The sequence below is a fragment of the Serratia sp. C2(1) genome, assembly GCF_036352655.1.
Lineage (GTDB): Bacteria > Pseudomonadota > Gammaproteobacteria > Enterobacterales > Enterobacteriaceae > Serratia > Serratia inhibens.
This window is the reverse complement of the sequence record NZ_JAZFBA010000001.1, coordinates 1,719,845-1,738,682: the sequence shown is the minus strand read 5'-3', so window position 1 is coordinate 1,738,682 and position 18,838 is coordinate 1,719,845. Positions and strand designations below refer to the sequence as shown.

Genomic DNA, 18,838 nt, shown 5'->3' with positions numbered 1-18,838 from the left:
CGGCCCACAATACATACCCTATAGCTTTCAAGTTGCAGCCAGGCGCCCAGCTTGCTCATCCCCAGGAGCTTACTCCGGTAAGTGACTGGGGTGCGCAAGCGCAGGTAACAACGCTGCGGCTTGAAAGATGACGGGTATAACCGGAACGCAGGCGGAGACGCGACAATGGCGATATCTGAAGTGCCGACGTCCAGGGAGGGGGCGGTAAAAACGCTGACGGAGCATCCGCTGATGCTGTCGGTGAACGGAAAAAACTTTCATACCCAGGTCATGGCGGACACGCCGCTGCTGTTGGTGCTGCGTAACGATCTGGCGCTAAACGGCCCGAAATACGGCTGCGGCCTCGGCGAATGCGGCGCCTGCACCGTGCTGATCGACGGCATTGCCGCACGCTCCTGCGTGATCCCGGCGCTGGGCGTGACCGATAGGGCGATCACCACGCTGGAAGGGCTGGGGGATCGCGACCATCTGCACCCGGTGCAGCGCGCCTTTATTGAAGAGCAGGCCGCGCAGTGCGGTTATTGCCTCAACGGCATGATCATGACAACCAAAGCCCTGCTGGATCGCAACCCTTCGCCGAGCGACGACGAAATCCGCCGGGCGCTGTCCGGCAATCTGTGCCGTTGCGGCACCCACATCGAAATCCTGCGTGCGGTTCAGCGCGCCATTATTCTCTGCCGCAGTGAGGAAACCCCGCATGACTGACGCCCGTTTCTCATTGCCGAGCCAAGCCGAATTGCTGCAACGTAACGGCACGCTACTGGTTATCGATCAGATCCAGCCGCCGCCGGGCCTGGTACCGAAAGGCCAAACGCCTATCCTGAAGCCCAAAGAGCGGGGGCTGTTTATCGCCATTTGCGACAGCGGTGAGGTCTACGCCTTTAACGGCCATGTCGATCTCGGCACCGGTGTGCGCACCGCGCTGGGGCAGATCGTCGCCGAAGAACTGTATCTGCGGATGGAGCAGGTCTGCATGGTGCTGGGTGACACCGAAAGCACGCCAAACCAGGGGGCGACCATCGCCAGCGCCACGCTGCAGATTTCCGCCGTGCCGCTGCGCAATGCTGCCGCCGAGGCGCGCCGTTGGCTGCTGCAACAGGCGGCGCAGCGTTTTAACAGCGCGGTAGATCAACTGACGTTGCGCGACGGCGCTATTGTCGGCCCGCAAGGGCAGACGTTGACCTACGGCGAACTGGTGGCGGGTGTGCATGTCGAGTTGCCGATTTCCGGCGACGCGCCGCTCAAACCGCAGGCAGAATACCGGCTGGTGGGCACCGCCACTGCGCGGGTCGATATTCCGGCCAAGGCGACCGGCGAAACGACCTATGTGCACGACATGCGCCTGCCGAATATGCTGCATGGCCGGGTGGTCCGGCCGCCGTACGCCGGTTACGACAGCGGTGAGTTCGTCGGCACCAGCCTGCTGGCGGTGGATGAGCAGTCGATCGCCGGGATTCCCGGCATCGTCAAGCTGGTGGTGATCGGGGACTTTATCGGCATCGTCGCCGAGCGCGAGGAACAGGCGATCAAGGCGGCGCAGACGCTGCAGGTGAGCTGGAAGGATTGGCGACGCAACCTGCCGCAGATGACCGACGTGGCGCAGGCGCTGCGCGATAATCCGCATTCGACGCGGGTGGTGCATGACACCGGCAACGTCGAGGCGGCGCTGGCGTCCGCCGATCGGCGTATCACCCGCAGCTATCTGTGGCCGTACCAGCTACATGCTTCTATCGGCCCCTCTTGCGCGTTGGCGGACTACCAGCCGCAGCAACTGCGGGTCTGGTCCGGAACACAAAATCCGCACCTGCTGCGCGCCGACCTCGCCTGGCTGCTGGAATATCCGGAAGCGCAGATTGACATTATCCGCATGGAGGCCGCCGGCTGCTATGGCCGCAACTGCGCCGACGACGTGTGCGCCGATGCGGCGTTGCTGTCGCGGGCGGTGGGCCGCCCGGTGCGGGTGCAACTGACGCGCGAGCAGGAACACCTGTGGGAACCGAAGGGCACCGCACAACTGATGGAGGTCGATGGCGGGCTGGACGCCGCAGGCCATCCCGTCGCCTATGATTTTCGCACCTATTACCCCTCAAATGGCGCGCCGACGCTGGCGCTGCTGCTGACCGGCAGGGTTGAACCCGTGCCGGTGGCTTACGAAATGGGCGACCGCACCTCGGTGCCGCCTTATGACTACCCGGCGCTGCGCGTCAGCGTTGAGGATATGGCGCCAATCGTGCGCGCCTCCTGGATGCGCGGCGTGTCGGCGTTGCCGAATACCTTCGCGCACGAGTCTTATATCGACGAACTGGCTAATGCCGCCGGCGTCGATCCGCTGGAGTACCGGCTGCGTTACCTCAACGATGAACGCGCCATCGAACTGATGCGCAGCACCGCCGAACGCGCCGGCTGGACGCCGCATACCGAACCTATGCAGACACCGGCGGAAGACGGCGTGCTGCGCGGGCGCGGTTTCGCTTATGCACGTTATATACACAGCAAGTTTCCCGGTTTTGGTGCCGCCTGGGCGGCCTGGGTCGCCGATGTGGCAATCGACAAGGCCAGCGGCGAAGTGGCGGTCACGCGCATTGTGGTGGGGCACGACGCCGGCATGATGGTCAACCCGGACGGGGTGCGCCATCAAATCCACGGCAACGTCATCCAGTCGACCAGCCGGGTATTGAAAGAGCGCGTCACCTTCGAAGAATCGACGATTTCCAGCAAGGAATGGGGCGCTTACCCGATATTGACCTTCCCGGAGGTGCCGGAGGTCGATGTGGTGATGATGCCGAGGCCGTACGATCCGCCGCTGGGCGCCGGTGAGTCCGCGTCGGTACCCAGCGCGGCGGCTATCGCCAACGCGGTGTTCGACGCCACCGGCATTCGCTTTCGCGAATTGCCGATCACCGCCGATCGGTTGCGTGAAGCGTTGAACGGCCCGGAGAGTACCCGGCAGGAGCCTGCGCCGGTAGCCAAACCCCGGCGCAGCAAATGGTGGTTCGGCGGCGCGGCCGGTATTGTCGGTGCCCTGTTGGGCGTCGCGGCTACGGCACTGCCGTGGCGTACGGCGATTGCACCGGTTGCCACGCCGGGCGCAGGTACCTGGTCTGCCGCGACGCTGGAACGCGGGCGTCAGCTGGCCGCCGTCGGGGATTGCGCGGTCTGCCATACCGCCTCGGAGGGGGCGACCAACGCCGGTGGTCTGGCGATGGAAACCCCGTTCGGCACCCTGTACAGCACCAATATCACCCCGGACGTGGCAACCGGCATCGGCAGCTGGTCCTTTACCGCGTTCGATCGGGCGATGCGCCAGGGCATCAGCCGCGACGGCCACCATCTGTATCCGGCGTTTCCTTATACGTCGTTCAGCAAAATGACCGACGGCGATATGCAAGCGCTGTATGCCTACATGATGTCGCAGCCTGCGGTCGCGCAGAGCAACCCGGCCAACCAGATGCGTTTTCCGTTCAATCTGCGCCCGCTGATGGCAGGCTGGAATGCGCTGTTTCTGCGCCAGGGCGAGTACCGGCCAGACCCCACGCAAACTGCGCAGTGGAATCGCGGGTCTTATCTGGTCAACGGGTTGGGCCACTGCGCCGCCTGCCATTCGCCGCGTAACCTGATGGGGGCGGAAAAGGGCGGTGCCGGTTTCCTGGCGGGGGCGATGGTGGACGGCTGGGAAGCGCCGGCGTTGAACCAACTGGCCAATGCGGACAAACCCTGGAGCGAAGAACAGCTGTTCCGGTATCTGCGCAGCGGTCATTCCGCCGAACACGGCGTGGCGGCCGGGCCGATGGGGCCGGTGGTCAGCGAACTGGCTACGTTGCCGGAATCGGACGTGCGGGCAATGGCCGGCTATCTTATCTCCCTGAGCACCCCGACAACGTTAAACCTGGAACCGCAGGTACAGCTGGCCGGAAGTCTGCAACCCGCGCAGGCGCAACTGGCCGGCGAACGTCTGTTCCAGGGCGCTTGCCAGGCCTGCCACAGCGCTGCCAGCGGTGGGCCGCAGCTGTTTGGCGTCAGCCCTGATTTGGCCAATAACACCAATATTTTCAGCGATCGGCCGGATAACCTGATCAAAGTGATCCTGCAAGGCATTGCCAAACCGGCCACCGCCGATCTGGGCTTTATGCCGGGCTTCAAGGACAGCTTCTCCGATCGGCAGGTAGCGGATCTGGTGAATTACCTGCGTCAACGCTATGCCGGCCAAAAACCGGCATGGCGAGAAGTGGAGGCTCAGGTGGCCAGGCTGCGCGCCAATCCAGGAAACCATTAATCAATCTTAAATTGTTACTCAATGTTATTTCTTGTTTTGTCTACTGGGGTGGGTGAGGTACTCTGCCTTTTGTCTTAAGCATGAAAAACAGGGAGTTAATATGAAGTTAAGTACGCACAAAACGGATGGCGGCATCGCATTGACAGTCCGTTTACCTGACGGGAGCGCCAAGGCTCCGGTCATTATTCTGTGCCATGGCTTCTGCGGCATTCAGGAGATTCTGCTGCCCGCTTTTGCCGAGGCTTTTGCCAATGCCGGCTATGTGGCGGTGACCTTTGATTACCGCGGTTTTGGCGCAAGCGAGGGTGAACGCGGCCGCCTGGTTCCGGCGATGCAGATCGAGGATATCCTGGCGGTGACCCAGTGGGTGAAGGCATTGCCTGAAGCCGACAGCTCGCGCATTGGCCTGTGGGGCACCTCTTTTGGCGGTTGCCACGTATTGGGCGCGGCCGCCAACAACCCGGATATCAAATGCGTTGTCAGTCAGTTGGCTTTCGCCGACGGGGAAGAGATCGTGACGGGGAAAATGTCTGCGGATGAGAAGCAGGCGTTTATCGATACGTTAAGCAAAATGGCGGAAAAAAAGCAGGCCAGCGGCAAAGAGATGTTGGTTGCCATTACCCGGGTGCTGAATGACGAGGAGTCGAAAGCCTTCTTTGAGCATAACAAGGTTCTGTACCCGGCGATGGACATCAAAATTCCTTTCCTGACCGTGCGCGAAACCCTGCAGTACAAACCGCAAGACAACGCAGCGCAGGTAGATTGTCCGGTGTTGGTGGTGGTTGCCGGTGCCGATACCGTTAACCCGCCGGAGCAGGGCATTGCGCTGTACGACGCGGTGGCCTCCACACAGAAGGCACTGCATGTCGAACCGGGCGCGAAGCACTATGACATGTACGCCGGCCCGCACTTTGACAGCATCATCGCCCACCAGATCGCCTGGTTCAACGCGCGTTTGTAACGCTGCCAGCATTTTTCCGTCAGTGAGAAAGCGACCAGCCGCTGCATAAAGAAAGCCATTGCAGCGTGCTGTCGCTCCTTTCCCCTCTCTTCCAGAACCCAAGCCGTGCCGATGGCGAACCATGCGGTAGCGGTTTGTTTATTAGGTCAGCGCGATTGGGCCTGAAATATAAGGGTGCAAAACTCAATGCATATTAAAAATCATGCTTTCATTAAATAACGACTCTCGTTAGTTATTTAATTAAGTCGTTATTGTAATTTATTTTTTATTTTATTTTTTAAATAACGCATCCGGTTGACAATAATTGTTCGGATGGTTATATCTAGGGTGCTTTTTAAAATCATACTCATTATCAAATACAATATTAATAAATAACAGGAGTGAATATCATGCAGATTTTGACCAAGGATGAAGTCAATATGCTCGCCGGCGGTGGTGAAAGCAGCGTAGATACGCGCACCAGAAGAAATAACGATGGCCGTGGGGCTTCCACCAACTACGGTGGCCAGGCCAACGGTTTTGTCAGTGGTCCGTCGGCCCAGGGCATGACGGCAGAGTGTGCCAAAGCCCTGGGTCTGGCCATTGCAGGGGGCACTGTGGGTGGGCTTATCGCCAAGGGTGCCAGAGCCGTTGCCGGCAATGTCGTCGGCGGGTCAATCGCGTCGCTGGGGTCTTGCTTTGGCAATGGCGGCAGCGGCAACGGTTCACAGAATGCGTCCAATAAAGGATCGGGCGGTTATAATGGCGGAACTTGCAACTGGTAACTGAATAATCCCATTATGCGGCTGCACCCGGTGCAGCCGTCAGCGAATATTGAGCAGGCGGTTTTGATGAAAAAAAACCTGGTGGCTTTTATTAGTGTGATTATTGTTATCACATTATCCTATAATGTTTTGAAGGCGGTGGGATTAAGCGAATATGGTGGCCTGTTCAGCATTAATATTCCTTTTGGCCTGGCTATGGGGATGCTTATTTTCTCCTTGCCGATTGGCCTATTGGTCATAATGAAAGCCATATATATTGCCGTCCGCTGGTTTGTCCGCACATGGAAAAGCGGCGGCCAGGCCAAATAACTCCTCGCCGGTGACACCGGTGCTAAGGTGTAATTCCCATGACAGGACGTCCGCCCCCGCTTTATCGAGAGGGCTATTTCGCCGCGCAGGCGACAAAGGCCGAGGGCGAAGTCATTATTCCGCCCAGCCTCAGTTTAACCGCCTATGCCTGGGCCAGCGGTGCGCTGGTGCTGGCTATCCTGCTCTTCCTGATACTGGGCGAATATACCCGCAAAGCGCGGCTGGAAGGTGTGGTAATGCCCTCCAGCGGCCTGATCAAAGTGGTTGCCCGCAACGCCGGGCAAGTGACGGAGCGTCTGGTGGCCGAAGGGGCGGCGGTTAAAGCCGGCCAGCCGCTTTATCGGCTCAGCGGCGAACATTTCAACGGGCAGGGCGTTGGCGCGCTGGCGTCGGTGGCCGCGTCACTGGATCAGCAATACCGCATGCTGGAACACCAGCGCGAACAAGAGCGGGCGACCAGCGCCCTGCGGCAAACCGGCGTGCGGCAGCGTATCGCGCAGTTGGATGACGAACTGACCAGCCTGGGTTCGGCGTTGACGCTGGTACAACAGCAGGCGGCGTTCTCGCATTCGGTGATGGCGCGTTACCGCAAGCTGATAGCCAAAGGCTATGTGTCCGAAATCGAATTCCAGCAAAAGCAAATGGAACTGTCGGCGGCGCGTGAAAAAGTCGAAAGCCAACGGCAGGCGCAGTTGCGGTTAAAACGCGAACTGGCGGCGGCTGACTCGGAACTGCAAACCCTCCAGCAACAGCAGCAGGGGCGGGACGCCGAGCTTGAACGCCAGTTGCAGGGCATCGATCAGCAAAAAATAGAGCTCGGCGCCCAGCGCGACAATACGCTGACTGCGCCGGTAGACGGGTATATCGCCGTGGTGCTGGCCCGCGCCGGGCAAACGGTGAAACCCAACGATCCTTTATTGATGATGGTGGCGGACGGGGCGCAGCTGCAGGTAGAACTTTTTGCCCCGAGCAAGGCGGTGGGCTTTATCAAACCCAGCCAGCGCGTCGGCCTGCGTTTTGCCTCGTTCCCCTATGAAAAGTTTGGCGTGCAGTACGGCTCTACCCGCACCATCACGCATGCCAGCCTCAGCGCCAACGACGCGCTGTTGCAAAATCCGCTGGTCTGGAAGGAAAACGAAGGGCATTACCGCGTGATCGTGGCGCTGGATAAAACCACCATTACGGCTTATGGCAGGCAGGAACCGCTGCGCGTCGGCATGGCGGTGTCCGCGGACATTGAGCTGGATAGCCGCCGCCTGTACGAATGGCTGCTGGAGCCGTTATGGAGCCTGCAAGGGAGGATGTAAGCATGGACATAACAGAGATGATTAACTGGGGGTGGCGAAAACGCCTGCCGCTGATCCGCCAAACGGAATCGGCGGAGTGCGGGGTGGCCTGTTTGGCGATGATAGCCGGTTGGCATGGGCACCAGGTCGATATGCGAACGCTGCGCGCGGAATGCCATGTCTCGCAGCTTGGCATGACGTTTTCGCAACTGATGGCGTGCGCCGAAGGCTTGAATTTAAGCGGCCGCGTCATTCGGCTGGAGCTGGATGAACTGCACCTGCTGGCCGTGCCCTGCATTTTGTATTGGGACATGAATCATTTTACCGTTCTGCGACGGGTACGGGGGCAAACGCTGGAACTGCACGATCCGGCGCGCGGCCAGTTGAAAATGAGTCTGCAGGAGGCGAACCGCCATTTTACCGGCATCGCGATGGAACTGACGCCCAACCACCGGTTTGAAACCCAGGATCGCAGGGAAAAGATCCGCCTGACAACCTTGATTGGCAAAACGCACGGCCTAAAACCTGCTCTGGCCAGGATCTTTTGCTTCGCCGTGGCACTGGAGGTGTTGGCGCTGATCGGCCCGTTGATAAACCAACTGGTGATTGATGAGGTGCTGGTGGCGCTGGACGCCAGCCTGCTGACGCTGATTGTCATCGCCATGCTGCTGATGACCGGCACCCAGATGCTGCTGGAACTGGCCCGGCAGTGGGCGACGCTGACCATGGCGGTCAACTTCAATATGCAGTGGACGGCCAACGTGTTTCACCATCTGCTGCGCCTGCCGATAGGCTGGTTCGAGGCACGCAACATGGGGGATATCAGTGCCAAGTTCGATGCCGTCGACACCCTGCAGGACACCCTGACCACCACGCTGCTCGAAGCCTTTTTGGACGTGCTGCTGGTGGCGGGTACGCTGATCATGATGTTTTTCTACAGCGCAAAGTTAACCCTGGTGGCCCTGGCCGCCGCCGCCGTTTACGGCTTGTTGCGTCTGTGTTGGTTCAGCACGTTGCGTAAAGCGGCACAGGACAGCTGGAATGCCTGCACCGAGGAGTCCAGCCATTTTCTGGAAAGCCTGCGCGGCGTGTTGAGCCTGCGGGTGAATGGTGCGCTGATGGCGCGTGAATCTGCCTGGCGCAATCTGAACGTCGCCCGGCGCAATGCCCAACTGCGCGAAAGCAAACTGATGATGGTGTACGGCATCATGCAGACCGTGATCGGCAGCGTGGTCGCTGCGGCAGTGCTGTGGCTGGGGGCCGGCTCGGTGCTGGCCGGCGAGTTCTCGGTGGGCATGTTGGTCGCCTATATGTCTTTTCAGGGGCGGTTTTCGGCCAGCATTAACGGCCTGATAGACAAAGTGGTCGCCTACCGAATGCTGGACGTTTACAACGAGCGGTTGGCCGATATCGTGCTGACCCCACGTGAAGGCGCGGCGGCGTCACAGGCCGGCAACAAGCAGCCGGTGTGTCCGGCCGGCGACTGGCCGGCCGATTTGCCGGTTCTGAGCCTGGAGCAGGTCAGTTTCACATACGCAGGAACCGAACGAGAGATCCTGTCGCAGGTCTCGCTGGACATCATGCCCGGTGAGGTGGTGGCGTTGGTCGGCGCGTCCGGCAGCGGCAAAACCACCTTGGCCAAGCTGGTGCTGGGATTATATCCGCCCTCTGCCGGGGTGATACGCACGCTGGGCGTTGAACACCGGCGCGCCGATTATCAACAGACTCGTCAGCATATCGGTGCGGTGCTGCAGGAAGATCAGTTGTTTCGCGGTTCCATTGCCGACAACATTACGTTTTTCTCACCGAAAAGGGACAAAGACAAACTTGGCGAATGCGCCAGGCTGGCGCAGCTGGATCAGGATATTGAGCAACTGCCGATGGGCTACCAGACCTTAATCAGTGAAATGGGCGGGACCTTGTCCTCCGGGCAGAAACAGCGTTTGCTGCTGGCGCGGGCGCTGTATAAAGAGCCGAAGCTGTTGATCCTGGATGAGGCGACCAGCCATTTGGACGTCACCAACGAAATGTTGGTCAGCCGCACCTTGCGCAGGCTGGGCCTGCCGATTTTACTGATCGCTCATCGGCCGGAAACTATCGCCTCGGCGGACAGGGTCATTGAACTGTCGGCGGGGCGTATCCGTACTCAGGATCTTTGAGGGCTTACCCCTTTTCCGGCAGGAGAAGGGGCAAGGGGATCAGGCCAGTGGCCCGCCCAGGATAGTCTCTTTCATGCCGGAGAGAATGCGTTCGCCGGTTTCGGTTTTCAGCTCTTCGTACCAGCTGCGGGTGATCTCCATCTCTTTGCCGTGCGTCACGTCACAGCGCTTGCGCGCTTTCAGCACCAAATCCTTCACCCGATAGCTGCGTTTCTCCTGATAACGCAGCAGCGCATCTTCGATGCCCAGCGAGTTGGTTTGCAGCGCAATCGCCAACACCACCGCGTCTTCCATCGCCGCACAACCGCCCTGGCCGATATCCGGCGTGGTGCTGTGACCGGCGTCCCCCAGTAACGCCACTCGGCCGCGCACCAACTGCTCGAAGGGCTCGATATCGTGAATCTCAATGCGGTTGACGGTGTCTGGATCGAGCGCGGCAATCAGTTTCTGCACCGGTTCGGCCCAGCCGGCGAAGTAGCGCTGCAGATCGGCGCGCACGGTGCTGCGGTCTTCCGCCAGCCCGGTCGGCAGCGGAACGTCGAAGAAAAAGTAGAAACGGTTGCCGGAAACCGGCATCAGCGACACCCGCTTGCCTTCGCCGACGAAGGTGGTCCATTGATCGGCCGGCGCGATGGATTCATCAATCGTCACCAGCCCGTTCCAGTTGACGTAACCGGCATAGCGGCGATCCACCCCATGCCCGAGCACGTAAGGGCGGATGACTGAATGGGTACCGTCGGCGGCGATCAGGAAATCGCCGCTGGCCTGGCTGCCGTCCTCGAACCAGGCAGTGACGCCGTCCTGGGTCTCTTCAAGGCCGTTGACGCGCTTGCCAAAGCTAACATTGTCACGGCCGTAGGTCTCCAGCAGCATGGCCTGAAGTTCGGCGCGGGCCACCGGATAAGGGCGTTCGCCGACGCTGGCGATCAGCGGATCCAGGCTGAAGCGCGTCAGGGTCTGGCCGTGCAGATATTCCTGATAGGCCATGTAGTGCATCGGGCCGCCGAGCCGGCGCAGGGGTTCTTTCATCCCCAAATAGTTGAGGCACTTAACGCCGTTCGGCCAGATGGAAATCGCCGCACCCACCGGCTTGATCTCTTTAACCGCTTCAAAAACCTCGGCCTCGATCCCGCAGCGCTTCAATGCGATGGCGGCGCACAGCCCACCGATACCGCCGCCTATGATAATTGCTTTCATGTTCTTCTCCTTTGTCGCCATAACAGGGAGAAGCAATTTCCGTACCAGCTTGCGAGCGTCCGAGAGCGGCATTGAGGGGGAATATTGGCGCGATTTGGTGCAAAACCTGAACCGGGTTGGGGCAATATGTGCTCAGTTGCACACTGGCAAAAGAATTCGACTAGTATAAGTTTGTTGCGCCCAGGTTAAAAAAAGAGGCCGTGATAACAATATGAAAGCGCCGCGATGGTGATGTCATGCGGCATTTTGGAGCGATGATCAATGAAACTACCCGAAGTCCCGCTTACGCGGCGGCGGTTTATCGTCGGCGCCGGCGCGCTGGTGATTGGCGCCTATCTGCCGTCTACCGGCGCACTGGCACGCACCACTCCCGCCACGGTGCCAGAAAGCAACGCATTTGAAGCCAACGCCTTCGTACAAATCGGCGAAGACGGCATCGTCACCGTCATCAGCAAACACACCGAAGTGGGCCAGGGCGTCTATACCGGCATGGCGACGTTGGTCGCAGAGGAGCTGGACGCAGACTGGGCGCAGGTGCGCGTAGTCGCCGCCCCGGTGGACACCAGCGTCTACAAAAATCTGTCGTTCGGTTTCCAGGGCACCGGCGGTTCCAGTTCGGTGGCCAACGCCTATGACCAAATGCGGCGCATGGGTGCCATGGCGCGGGCGTTGCTGGTTCAGGCCGCCGCCCAGAGCTGGAAAACCTCAGCGCAGGAGATCACCGTACAGGCCGGCAAGATCAGCCACCCTGCCAGCGGCCGTGAAGCGGGCTTCGGCGAGTTTGCCGCATTGGCCGCGAAACTCCCGCCACCGGATCCCGCAGGATTGACGCTGAAGGACCCGGCCAATTTTACCCTGATCGGCAAAGTGAGCGGCCTGCACCGCGTGGATTCGCTGGCGAAGACCAACGGCAGCGCGCAGTTCACGCAGGACATTCATGAGCCGGACATGTTGACCGTCACCATAAAAAAATCGCCGCGCTTTGGCGGCAAAGTGGCGTCATTTGACGCCAGCCGGGCGCTGCAGGTGCCCGGCGTGGTGGATGTGAAGCAGACCGACACCGGCGTGGCGGTCTACGCCAAAAATACCTGGGCGGCAATCCAGGGCCGCGAAAAATTGCAGGTGGAGTGGGACGACTCCCAGGCTGAAAGGCGCAATACCGATCAAATTTTTGCCGAGTTCCGCCAGGTGGCGCAAAAAACCGGTTTGGTGGCGACCAGCCGCGGCAAGCCGGACGAGATTTTCGACAAGGCCGACAAGGTGATCGAAGCGGAATACACCTTTCCCTACGTGGCCCATGCGCCGATGGAACCGCTCGACGGCTATCTGTTCTGGGACGGCGAAAGCGTCAAGGCACGCTACGGCTGCCAGATCCAAACTCTCGACCATAAACAGCTGTGCGATCTGTTCCAGCTACCGCCGGAAAAAGTGCAAATCGAAACCATTCTGGCGGGGGGCAGTTTCGGCCGACGCATCGATCTGGGCAACCCGAAATTAGGGCCGGATCTGGCGGCGGATATGGCCGCTGCCGCCAAGGCTATCGGGCCCGGTCATGGCGTGAAGGTGGTGTGGACACGTGAGGACGACATCCGCAACGGTTGGTACCGCCCGATGATTTTGCACCGGCTGCGCGGGGCGATCCGGGACGGCAAGGTGGTGGGCTGGACCGATACCGTCGTCGGTCACTCCTGGACGGTCAACAGCGCCATGGCGGCGCTGGTGGTCAACGGCGTCGATCAGATGATGATCGAAGGTGCCAGCGAACTGCCTTATACCTTCGAAAGTTTCCGTTGCGACACCCATATCGTGCCGGGCAAGGTGCCGACCACCTCATTGAGATCGGTCGCCAGCACCCATACCGGCCATGCGGTGGAAAGCTTTATCGATCAGTTGCTGCAGGAAACCGGACAAGATCCGGTGGAAGGGCGGTTGGCGCTGATGGGGGATGCGCCCCGCGAAGCCGGCGTGTTGCGCGCAGTGGCGAAAGCCGCCAACTGGCAGGGCGCCAAGGTGGTGGATGGCCGGGCGCGCGGCGTCGGCGTCGCCAAGGCGTTTGACACCCGGGTGGCGCAGATTGCCGAAGTGTCTATCGGCGAAGGCGGCATTCCGCGCGTACACAAGGTGTGGTGCGCGGTGGATTGCGGTGTGGCAGTGAACCCTGACGTGATCCGCGCGCAGATTGAGGGCGGTATCGGTTACGGCCTGAGCATCGCGCTGTACGGCAACATCACTTTAAAAGACGGCCTGGTCGAACAATCCAACTTCAACAATTTCCGCCCGCTGCGGATTGACGAAATGCCGGAAATCGAGGTGATTATCGTGCCTTCAACCGAGAAGCCCACCGGCGTGGGCGAACTGGGCGTGCCGACCATCGGCCCGGCGGTCGGCAATGCGTTGGCGCTGCTCGGGCGGCCCCGCACCTCGCTTAGCCTGCCTTTACACCGTCCCAACAGCGACGCCAGCGTCTAATCAAGGAGAGCATCATGATTACTTTAACCGTTAACGACCAACCGCTGACGTTTGAGGGCGATACCCACATGCCGCTGCTGTGGTTTCTGCGCGATGAAGCCGGGCTGACCGGCACCAAGTTTGGCTGCGGCATCGCCATGTGCGGCGCCTGTACCGTTCATCTGGACGGCGTGCCGGTACGTTCCTGCATGACGCCGGTTTCGGCGGCGGTCGGCAAGAAAGTCACCACCATCGAGGCCATCGGCGAAACGCCGGCGGGCAAAGCGGTGCAGGAAGCTTGGGTCAATCTGGACGTGGTGCAGTGCGGCTACTGCCAGTCCGGCCAGATCATGAGTGCCAGCGCGCTGCTGGCCCAGAGCAAAAACCCGAGCGATGCGGATATTGACGCGGCGATGGGCGGCAACGTTTGCCGCTGCGCTACTTACGTGCGCATTCGCGCCGCCATCCACCAGGCCGCCAAGGCGTTGGATTAAGGGAGAAACTCATGAGCAACGCCCTGAGATGGCTGTTATGGCTGATTGTCGCGGTAGTGGTGATCGCCGGCGGTTATGCGCTGTATACCCTGCTGCGGCCGGTTGGCCCAGAGCCTGCCGCGCCCATCGCCGGCGCGCCGGCCGGCATAACCGATAAACTGGCGCGCGGTGAATATCTGGCGCGCGCCGCCGACTGCGTGGCTTGCCACACCGCGCCGGGCGGCAAACCTTTCGCCGGCGGTTTCGCGTTTAAACTGCCGTTCGGCACGATTTACGGCACCAATATTACCGCGGACAAAGAAACCGGTATTGGCGACTGGAGCGACGAGCAGTTTGTGCGTGCGGTGCGTGAGGGCGTCGGTCCGCAGGGTAACCTGTATCCGGCGATGCCTTACACCTCTTACACTGCGATGAGCCGCGACGACGTGCTGGCGATCAAGGCTTATCTGTTCAGCCTGCCGCCGGTGAAACAGGCCAACCCGCAAAACGATCTGCCATTCCCGTTCAATCAACGCTGGGGCATGAAGTTCTGGAATCTGGCGTTCTTCCATGAAAAACGCTTCGAACCGAATCTCAACCAGGATGAACAGTGGAACCGCGGTGCCTACCTGGCGACCGCGCTGGGGCACTGTAGCGAATGCCACACGCCGCGCAATCTGGCCTTTGGCATTAATCAGAGCAAGAACCTTAGCGGAGAGGTGGTCCAGGGCTGGTTTGCCGCCAACATCACCCCGGATGCGCAGACCGGCATCGGCGGCTGGAGCGAGCAGCAACTGTCGCAGTATCTGGCGACCGGCCACGCAGAGGGGCGCAGCAGTGCCGCCGGCCCGATGGCGGAGGCAGTGGAAAACAGCCTGCAGTATCTGACGCCGGAGGATAATCAGGCGTTGGTGAAATACTTGCGCAACATAGAACCTATCGCCGGCGACAGTGCCAGCGCGGTGAACCTGCAACCGAAGGGCGCGTTGTCCTCCAGCGCGGTGCTGCCGGGCGGGCAAGAGGATTCGTTGGGCCGCAGGCTGTTTGCCGGTGATTGCAGCGGCTGTCACCAGTGGAACGGCGTTGGCCGCCAAAGTAAATACGCTTCGTTGATCGGCAGCACGGCGGTGAACGATCCGCAGGGCCGTAGCGTGGTGCAGGCGATCCTCAAAGGCACCCGCATCAGCATCGGGGATCAGCATGAGATCATGCCGGACTTCGGCGCCCAATATTCGGACGAAGAAGTGGCGGCGGTGGCCAACTATGTGGTCGGCCAATTTGGCGAGAAGCAAGGCAAAGTCACGGCGAAACAGGTCGCGGAACAACGCAAACAGTAAGGATCGGCGAGGGGGATTTTCTCCCCTTCGCTGCTTATCCGGGCCGGTTGCGCCAAAAAAGCGCATGGCGGGGGGCAACTGGCGACATTGCAGTGCATTTTCGGCGAAGAGTGACGTTGCTCGCAAAGTTTGACGAAGGCAGTTGCTGAAAAATCGCAACTATGGCGATACTTCCGTCGCGATCCTCGTGGTCGCCAGACATTTTTATTACGGCGTGTTACTGCTCAGGCAGGCAAGACCAAAATAGGAATGCACCTCTCATCATGATGAGGCGCATTTTCATTTTGGTCTTTTTTTTTTGCTTTTTTACCGGGGAAAAACGATGGATTACAAACAGCTGGGCCTGGAAATATTGGCGCGGGTAGGCGGTAAAGCTAACGTCAGCAAACTGACGCACTGCGCCACGCGTCTGCGCATGGAGTTTAACGATGACAGCAAGGTGCAGGCAAAAGCCATTGAGGCCTTGCCGGGGGTGATAAGTGTGGTAGAGCGCGGCGGCCAGTTTCAGATCGTGGTCGGCAATAACGTGCAGCAAACCTTCCGCACGTTGCAAAAAGAGATTGGCGATCTCGGCGGCCGACAGGGCGAAAAGAAACCGCAGGCCAGGGGCGGGGTGTTTTCGCGGATCATCAGCGTCATCTCCACCACATTCACGCCGGTGATCCCGGCGATCACCGGGGCGGGGATGATCAAGGCGCTGCTGGCGATCCTCAAACTGACCGGTGTGATAGACGCCGCCAGCCCGACGTATCGTCTGCTGGACACCATCGCCGATGCGGCCTTCTTCTTCTTGCCGGTATTACTGGCCTACGGCGCTTCGATCAAGTTTGAATGCAACCCGATACTGGCAATGACCATCGCCGGCGCCTTGTTGCACCCCAATTTGGCGCAGATGCTGGCGGCGGGCACCGCGATTGATTTTATCGGTATTCCGGTACGGCTGGCGGACTACGCCGGTTCGGTGCTGCCGATTATTTTCACCGTGTGGCTGATGTCCTATATCGAGCGCTTTGCGGAAAAAGTGTCGCCGACGATGATCAAGTTTTTCACCAAACCTATGATTATCCTGTTGGTTACGGCACCGCTGGCGTTGGTGGTGGTCGGGCCGTTCGGTATTTTCCTTAACGACCTGGTCGCCGCAGGCGCGGCCATCGTCGACGGCAAGGCCAGTTGGCTGATCCCGATGCTGATGGGCGGGCTGCAACCCTTCCTGGTGATCACCGGCACTGCCTGGGCGATGACGCCTATCGCCACCGGCCAGTTAAGCAAAAACGGTTTTGAAATGATTAACGGGCCGGGCATGCTGGCGTCCAATATCGCGCAGGGCGCAGCGACGCTGTGCGTGGCTTTCCGCACCAAAAACAAAAATCTGCGCCAGCTGGCGTCTTCCGCCGGGTTCACCGCGCTGCTGGGGATCACCGAACCTTCGCTGTATGGCGTGACCCTGAAGCTGCGCAAACCGCTGATTGCGGCGATGATCGGCGGCGGTTGCGCCGGTATCTATGCCGGGCTGAGCGGACTGGTGCGCTATGCCTTTGTCTCTCCGGGGTTGGCGGCGTTGCCGGCATTTATCGGTGAAAACCCGATGAATATCGTCCATGCGCTGATCACCTGTGCCATTGCCATCGTGGTGACCTTCGCGCTGACCTGGATCCTCGGCTTTGACGATCCGGTTGAGGAGCAAGAGCAGGAGACCGCCCCGGCGGAGGCCCCCATCGGCGGCGATGAGCAGCAGATTTTCAGCCCGCTGTCCGGCCAACTGGTGGCGCTGGAGCAGGTTAACGACGACGTGTTCTCGCAGGGTTTATTGGGACAGGGTGTAGCGATAAAGCCGCAGGAAGGGGTGTTGCGCGCGCCGCTGGACGGCGAAGTGGCGACCTTCCTGCCGTCGATGCACGCGGTGGGCATCAAGGGTGATAATGGCGTCGAACTGCTGGTGCATATCGGTATCGACACCGTCAATCTGGCTGGCCGACATTTTGCCTCTGACTTGCAGATTGGCGATCGGGTCAAGGTGGGGGACGAACTGGTGCGTTTTGATATTGCGGCGATTACCGGGTTGGGTTACGACATCACTACGCCGGTATTGGTGATCAACAGCGAAGCCTTCCCGCAACTGAGCTGCCGTCAGCCGGGCAGCGTGGGCTTTGGTGAGCCGATCATTACCCTCAATATCCCCAAGGAGCCGGCATGATTTATCAACGACTGGACGATTTCCCCGCAGATTTTCTGTGGGGAGCCTCTACCTCCGCCTATCAGGTGGAGGGGGCTTGGGATGAAGACGGTAAAAGCCCGTCGATTGTAGACATGCTCGATCATCCTGAAGAAACCGCCGATTTCAAGGTGGCCAGCGATCACTATCACCGTTTCCGCGAAGACGTGAAACTGTTCGCCGAACTGGGGCTGAAGGCCTATCGCTTTTCCGTCGCCTGGACGCGGGTGCTGCCCAACGGCACCGGTGAGGTTAACGCCGCCGGGCTGGCGTTTTATCGGCAACTGATCGATGAACTGCAGCGTCACGGCATTGAACCCGTGGTGACGCTGTATCACTTCGATTTGCCTTACGTACTCGAACAGCAGGGCGGCTGGTCCAATCGCGCCACTATCGATGCGTTCGTCGAGTATGCGGCGGTGCTGTTTGACGCCTTTGGCGATCGGGTAAAATATTGGCTGACCATCAATGAACAGAACACCATGATCCTGCATCCGGGCGCGATTGGCATGCCGAAGGGCGGCGAGTTGCCGTCCAAACAGGTGTTGTATCAGCAAAGCCACCACATGCTGGTGGCGCAGGCCAGGGTGATGGCGTTGTGCCACCAACGCTGCCCCTCCGGCATAATCGGCCCGGCGATTAACACTACGTCGATGTATCAGGAAACCTGCCATCCGCTGGACGCCATCGCCGCACACAACTGGGAAACGCTGCGCTGCTGGAGTTTCCTCGATGTGGCGGTGCATGGGCGCTACAACGCGCTGGCCTGGCGCTATTTGCAGGATCGCGACCTGGCGCCGCAAATGGAACCGGGCGATGCGGCGCTGTTGTTGCAGGGCAAACCGGATTACGTGGCGATAAACTACTATTCCACCGCCACCATCGCCGCCAGCCGGGGCGATGCTTCGGACATCAGCGCTCGCGCCGGCGATCAGCAAATCATGCTGGGGGAGCCGGGCGTGTACCGCGCGGCAGAGAACCCGTTCGTCGGCAAAACCCGTTACGGTTGGGTGATCGATCCGGTCGGGCTGCGCCTGACGCTGCGCAAAACCTACGAACGCTACCATTTGCCGATATTAATTACTGAAAACGGCATTGGCGCCCCGGATGAGTTACAGGCCGATGGTACAATTAATGATGACTACCGCATTGAGTTTATGCGCCGGCACGTTGAACAGATGCAACTGGCGATCAACGACGGCGTTGAACTCATGGGGTATTGCCCATGGGCGGCGATAGACGTGGTCAGTACCCATCAGGGCTACGCCAAGCGTTACGGGTTTATCTATGTAAACCGGGGTGAGCAGGATCTGAAAGATCTGCGCCGCATCAAAAAGCGCAGTTTCGACTGGTATCAACGGCTGATTGCCACTCATGGCCGGCAACGCTAATAAAAAATAAAGGGTGATGGCCGCGACG

The 18,838-nt window shown here is 59.9% G+C and carries 13 protein-coding genes; 12 read left to right on the top strand and 1 reads right to left on the bottom strand.

Going from position 1 to position 18,838, the window contains the following annotated elements; genetic code table 11:
• The first annotated feature begins 165 nt into the window (after positions 1-165).
• The 7 genes from V2S86_RS08045 (at position 166) to V2S86_RS08015 (ending at position 9,752) form a co-directional block, all read left to right on the top strand.
• The gene (locus V2S86_RS08045) at positions 166-705 is read left to right on the top strand and encodes a (2Fe-2S)-binding protein (RefSeq protein ID WP_330761979.1); all 540 of its coding nucleotides are present in this window, start codon (positions 166-168) and stop codon (positions 703-705) included.
• Complete coding sequence (locus tag V2S86_RS08040; RefSeq protein ID WP_330761978.1) at positions 698-4,273, top strand: molybdopterin cofactor-binding domain-containing protein; 3,576 nt, start codon at positions 698-700, stop codon at positions 4,271-4,273. The genes V2S86_RS08045 and V2S86_RS08040 overlap by 8 nt, the downstream gene beginning before the upstream one ends.
• Before the next feature lie 100 nt (positions 4,274-4,373).
• Positions 4,374-5,234, top strand: a complete 861-nt coding sequence (gene uilS / locus V2S86_RS08035) for a UilS family quorum-quenching N-acyl-homoserine lactonase (protein ID WP_330761977.1) — start codon at positions 4,374-4,376, stop codon at positions 5,232-5,234.
• 389 nt (positions 5,235-5,623) lie between these two features.
• On the top strand, positions 5,624-5,998 hold the full coding sequence (locus tag V2S86_RS08030; RefSeq protein WP_330761976.1) for a hypothetical protein: 375 nt from the start codon (positions 5,624-5,626) through the stop codon (positions 5,996-5,998).
• 66 nt (positions 5,999-6,064) lie between these two features.
• Positions 6,065-6,307 carry a hypothetical protein gene (locus tag V2S86_RS08025; RefSeq protein WP_330761975.1) on the top strand — a complete coding sequence of 81 codons (243 nt, stop codon included), beginning with the start codon at positions 6,065-6,067 and terminating at the stop codon, positions 6,305-6,307.
• A gap of 38 nt (positions 6,308-6,345) precedes the next feature.
• Positions 6,346-7,614: an HlyD family secretion protein gene (locus V2S86_RS08020; protein ID WP_330761974.1), complete on the top strand. Its 1,269-nt coding sequence runs from the start codon at positions 6,346-6,348 to the stop codon at positions 7,612-7,614.
• 2 nt (positions 7,615-7,616) lie between these two features.
• A complete protein-coding gene (locus V2S86_RS08015; RefSeq protein ID WP_330761973.1) occupies positions 7,617-9,752 on the top strand; it encodes a peptidase domain-containing ABC transporter in 2,136 nt (711 codons plus the stop codon).
• Positions 9,753-9,791: 39 nt separating this feature from the next.
• Here the strand turns inward: V2S86_RS08015 and hpxO are convergent, their stop codons facing one another.
• Positions 9,792-10,949 carry an FAD-dependent urate hydroxylase HpxO gene (gene hpxO, locus V2S86_RS08010; RefSeq protein ID WP_330761972.1) on the bottom strand — a complete coding sequence of 386 codons (1,158 nt, stop codon included), beginning with the start codon at positions 10,947-10,949 and terminating at the stop codon, positions 9,792-9,794.
• Between the two features lie 261 nt (positions 10,950-11,210).
• Here hpxO and V2S86_RS08005 point away from each other — a divergent pair, with 261 nt between their 5' ends.
• From V2S86_RS08005 to V2S86_RS07985, 5 genes are all read left to right on the top strand, one after another.
• Positions 11,211-13,418 carry a xanthine dehydrogenase family protein molybdopterin-binding subunit gene (locus V2S86_RS08005; protein ID WP_330761971.1) on the top strand — a complete coding sequence of 736 codons (2,208 nt, stop codon included), beginning with the start codon at positions 11,211-11,213 and terminating at the stop codon, positions 13,416-13,418.
• Positions 13,419-13,432: 14 nt separating this feature from the next.
• Positions 13,433-13,891 (top strand): (2Fe-2S)-binding protein, encoded by a 459-nt coding sequence (locus tag V2S86_RS08000; protein ID WP_330761970.1) that lies wholly within the window; start codon positions 13,433-13,435, stop codon positions 13,889-13,891.
• 11 nt (positions 13,892-13,902) lie between these two features.
• Positions 13,903-15,207: a c-type cytochrome gene (locus tag V2S86_RS07995; RefSeq protein ID WP_330761969.1), complete on the top strand. Its 1,305-nt coding sequence runs from the start codon at positions 13,903-13,905 to the stop codon at positions 15,205-15,207.
• 322 nt (positions 15,208-15,529) lie between these two features.
• A complete protein-coding gene (locus V2S86_RS07990) occupies positions 15,530-17,401 on the top strand; it encodes a beta-glucoside-specific PTS transporter subunit IIABC (protein WP_330761968.1) in 1,872 nt (623 codons plus the stop codon).
• On the top strand, positions 17,398-18,810 hold the full coding sequence (locus tag V2S86_RS07985) for a glycoside hydrolase family 1 protein (protein ID WP_330761967.1): 1,413 nt from the start codon (positions 17,398-17,400) through the stop codon (positions 18,808-18,810). The genes V2S86_RS07990 and V2S86_RS07985 overlap by 4 nt, the downstream gene beginning before the upstream one ends.
• Positions 18,811-18,838: the final 28 nt, after the last annotated feature.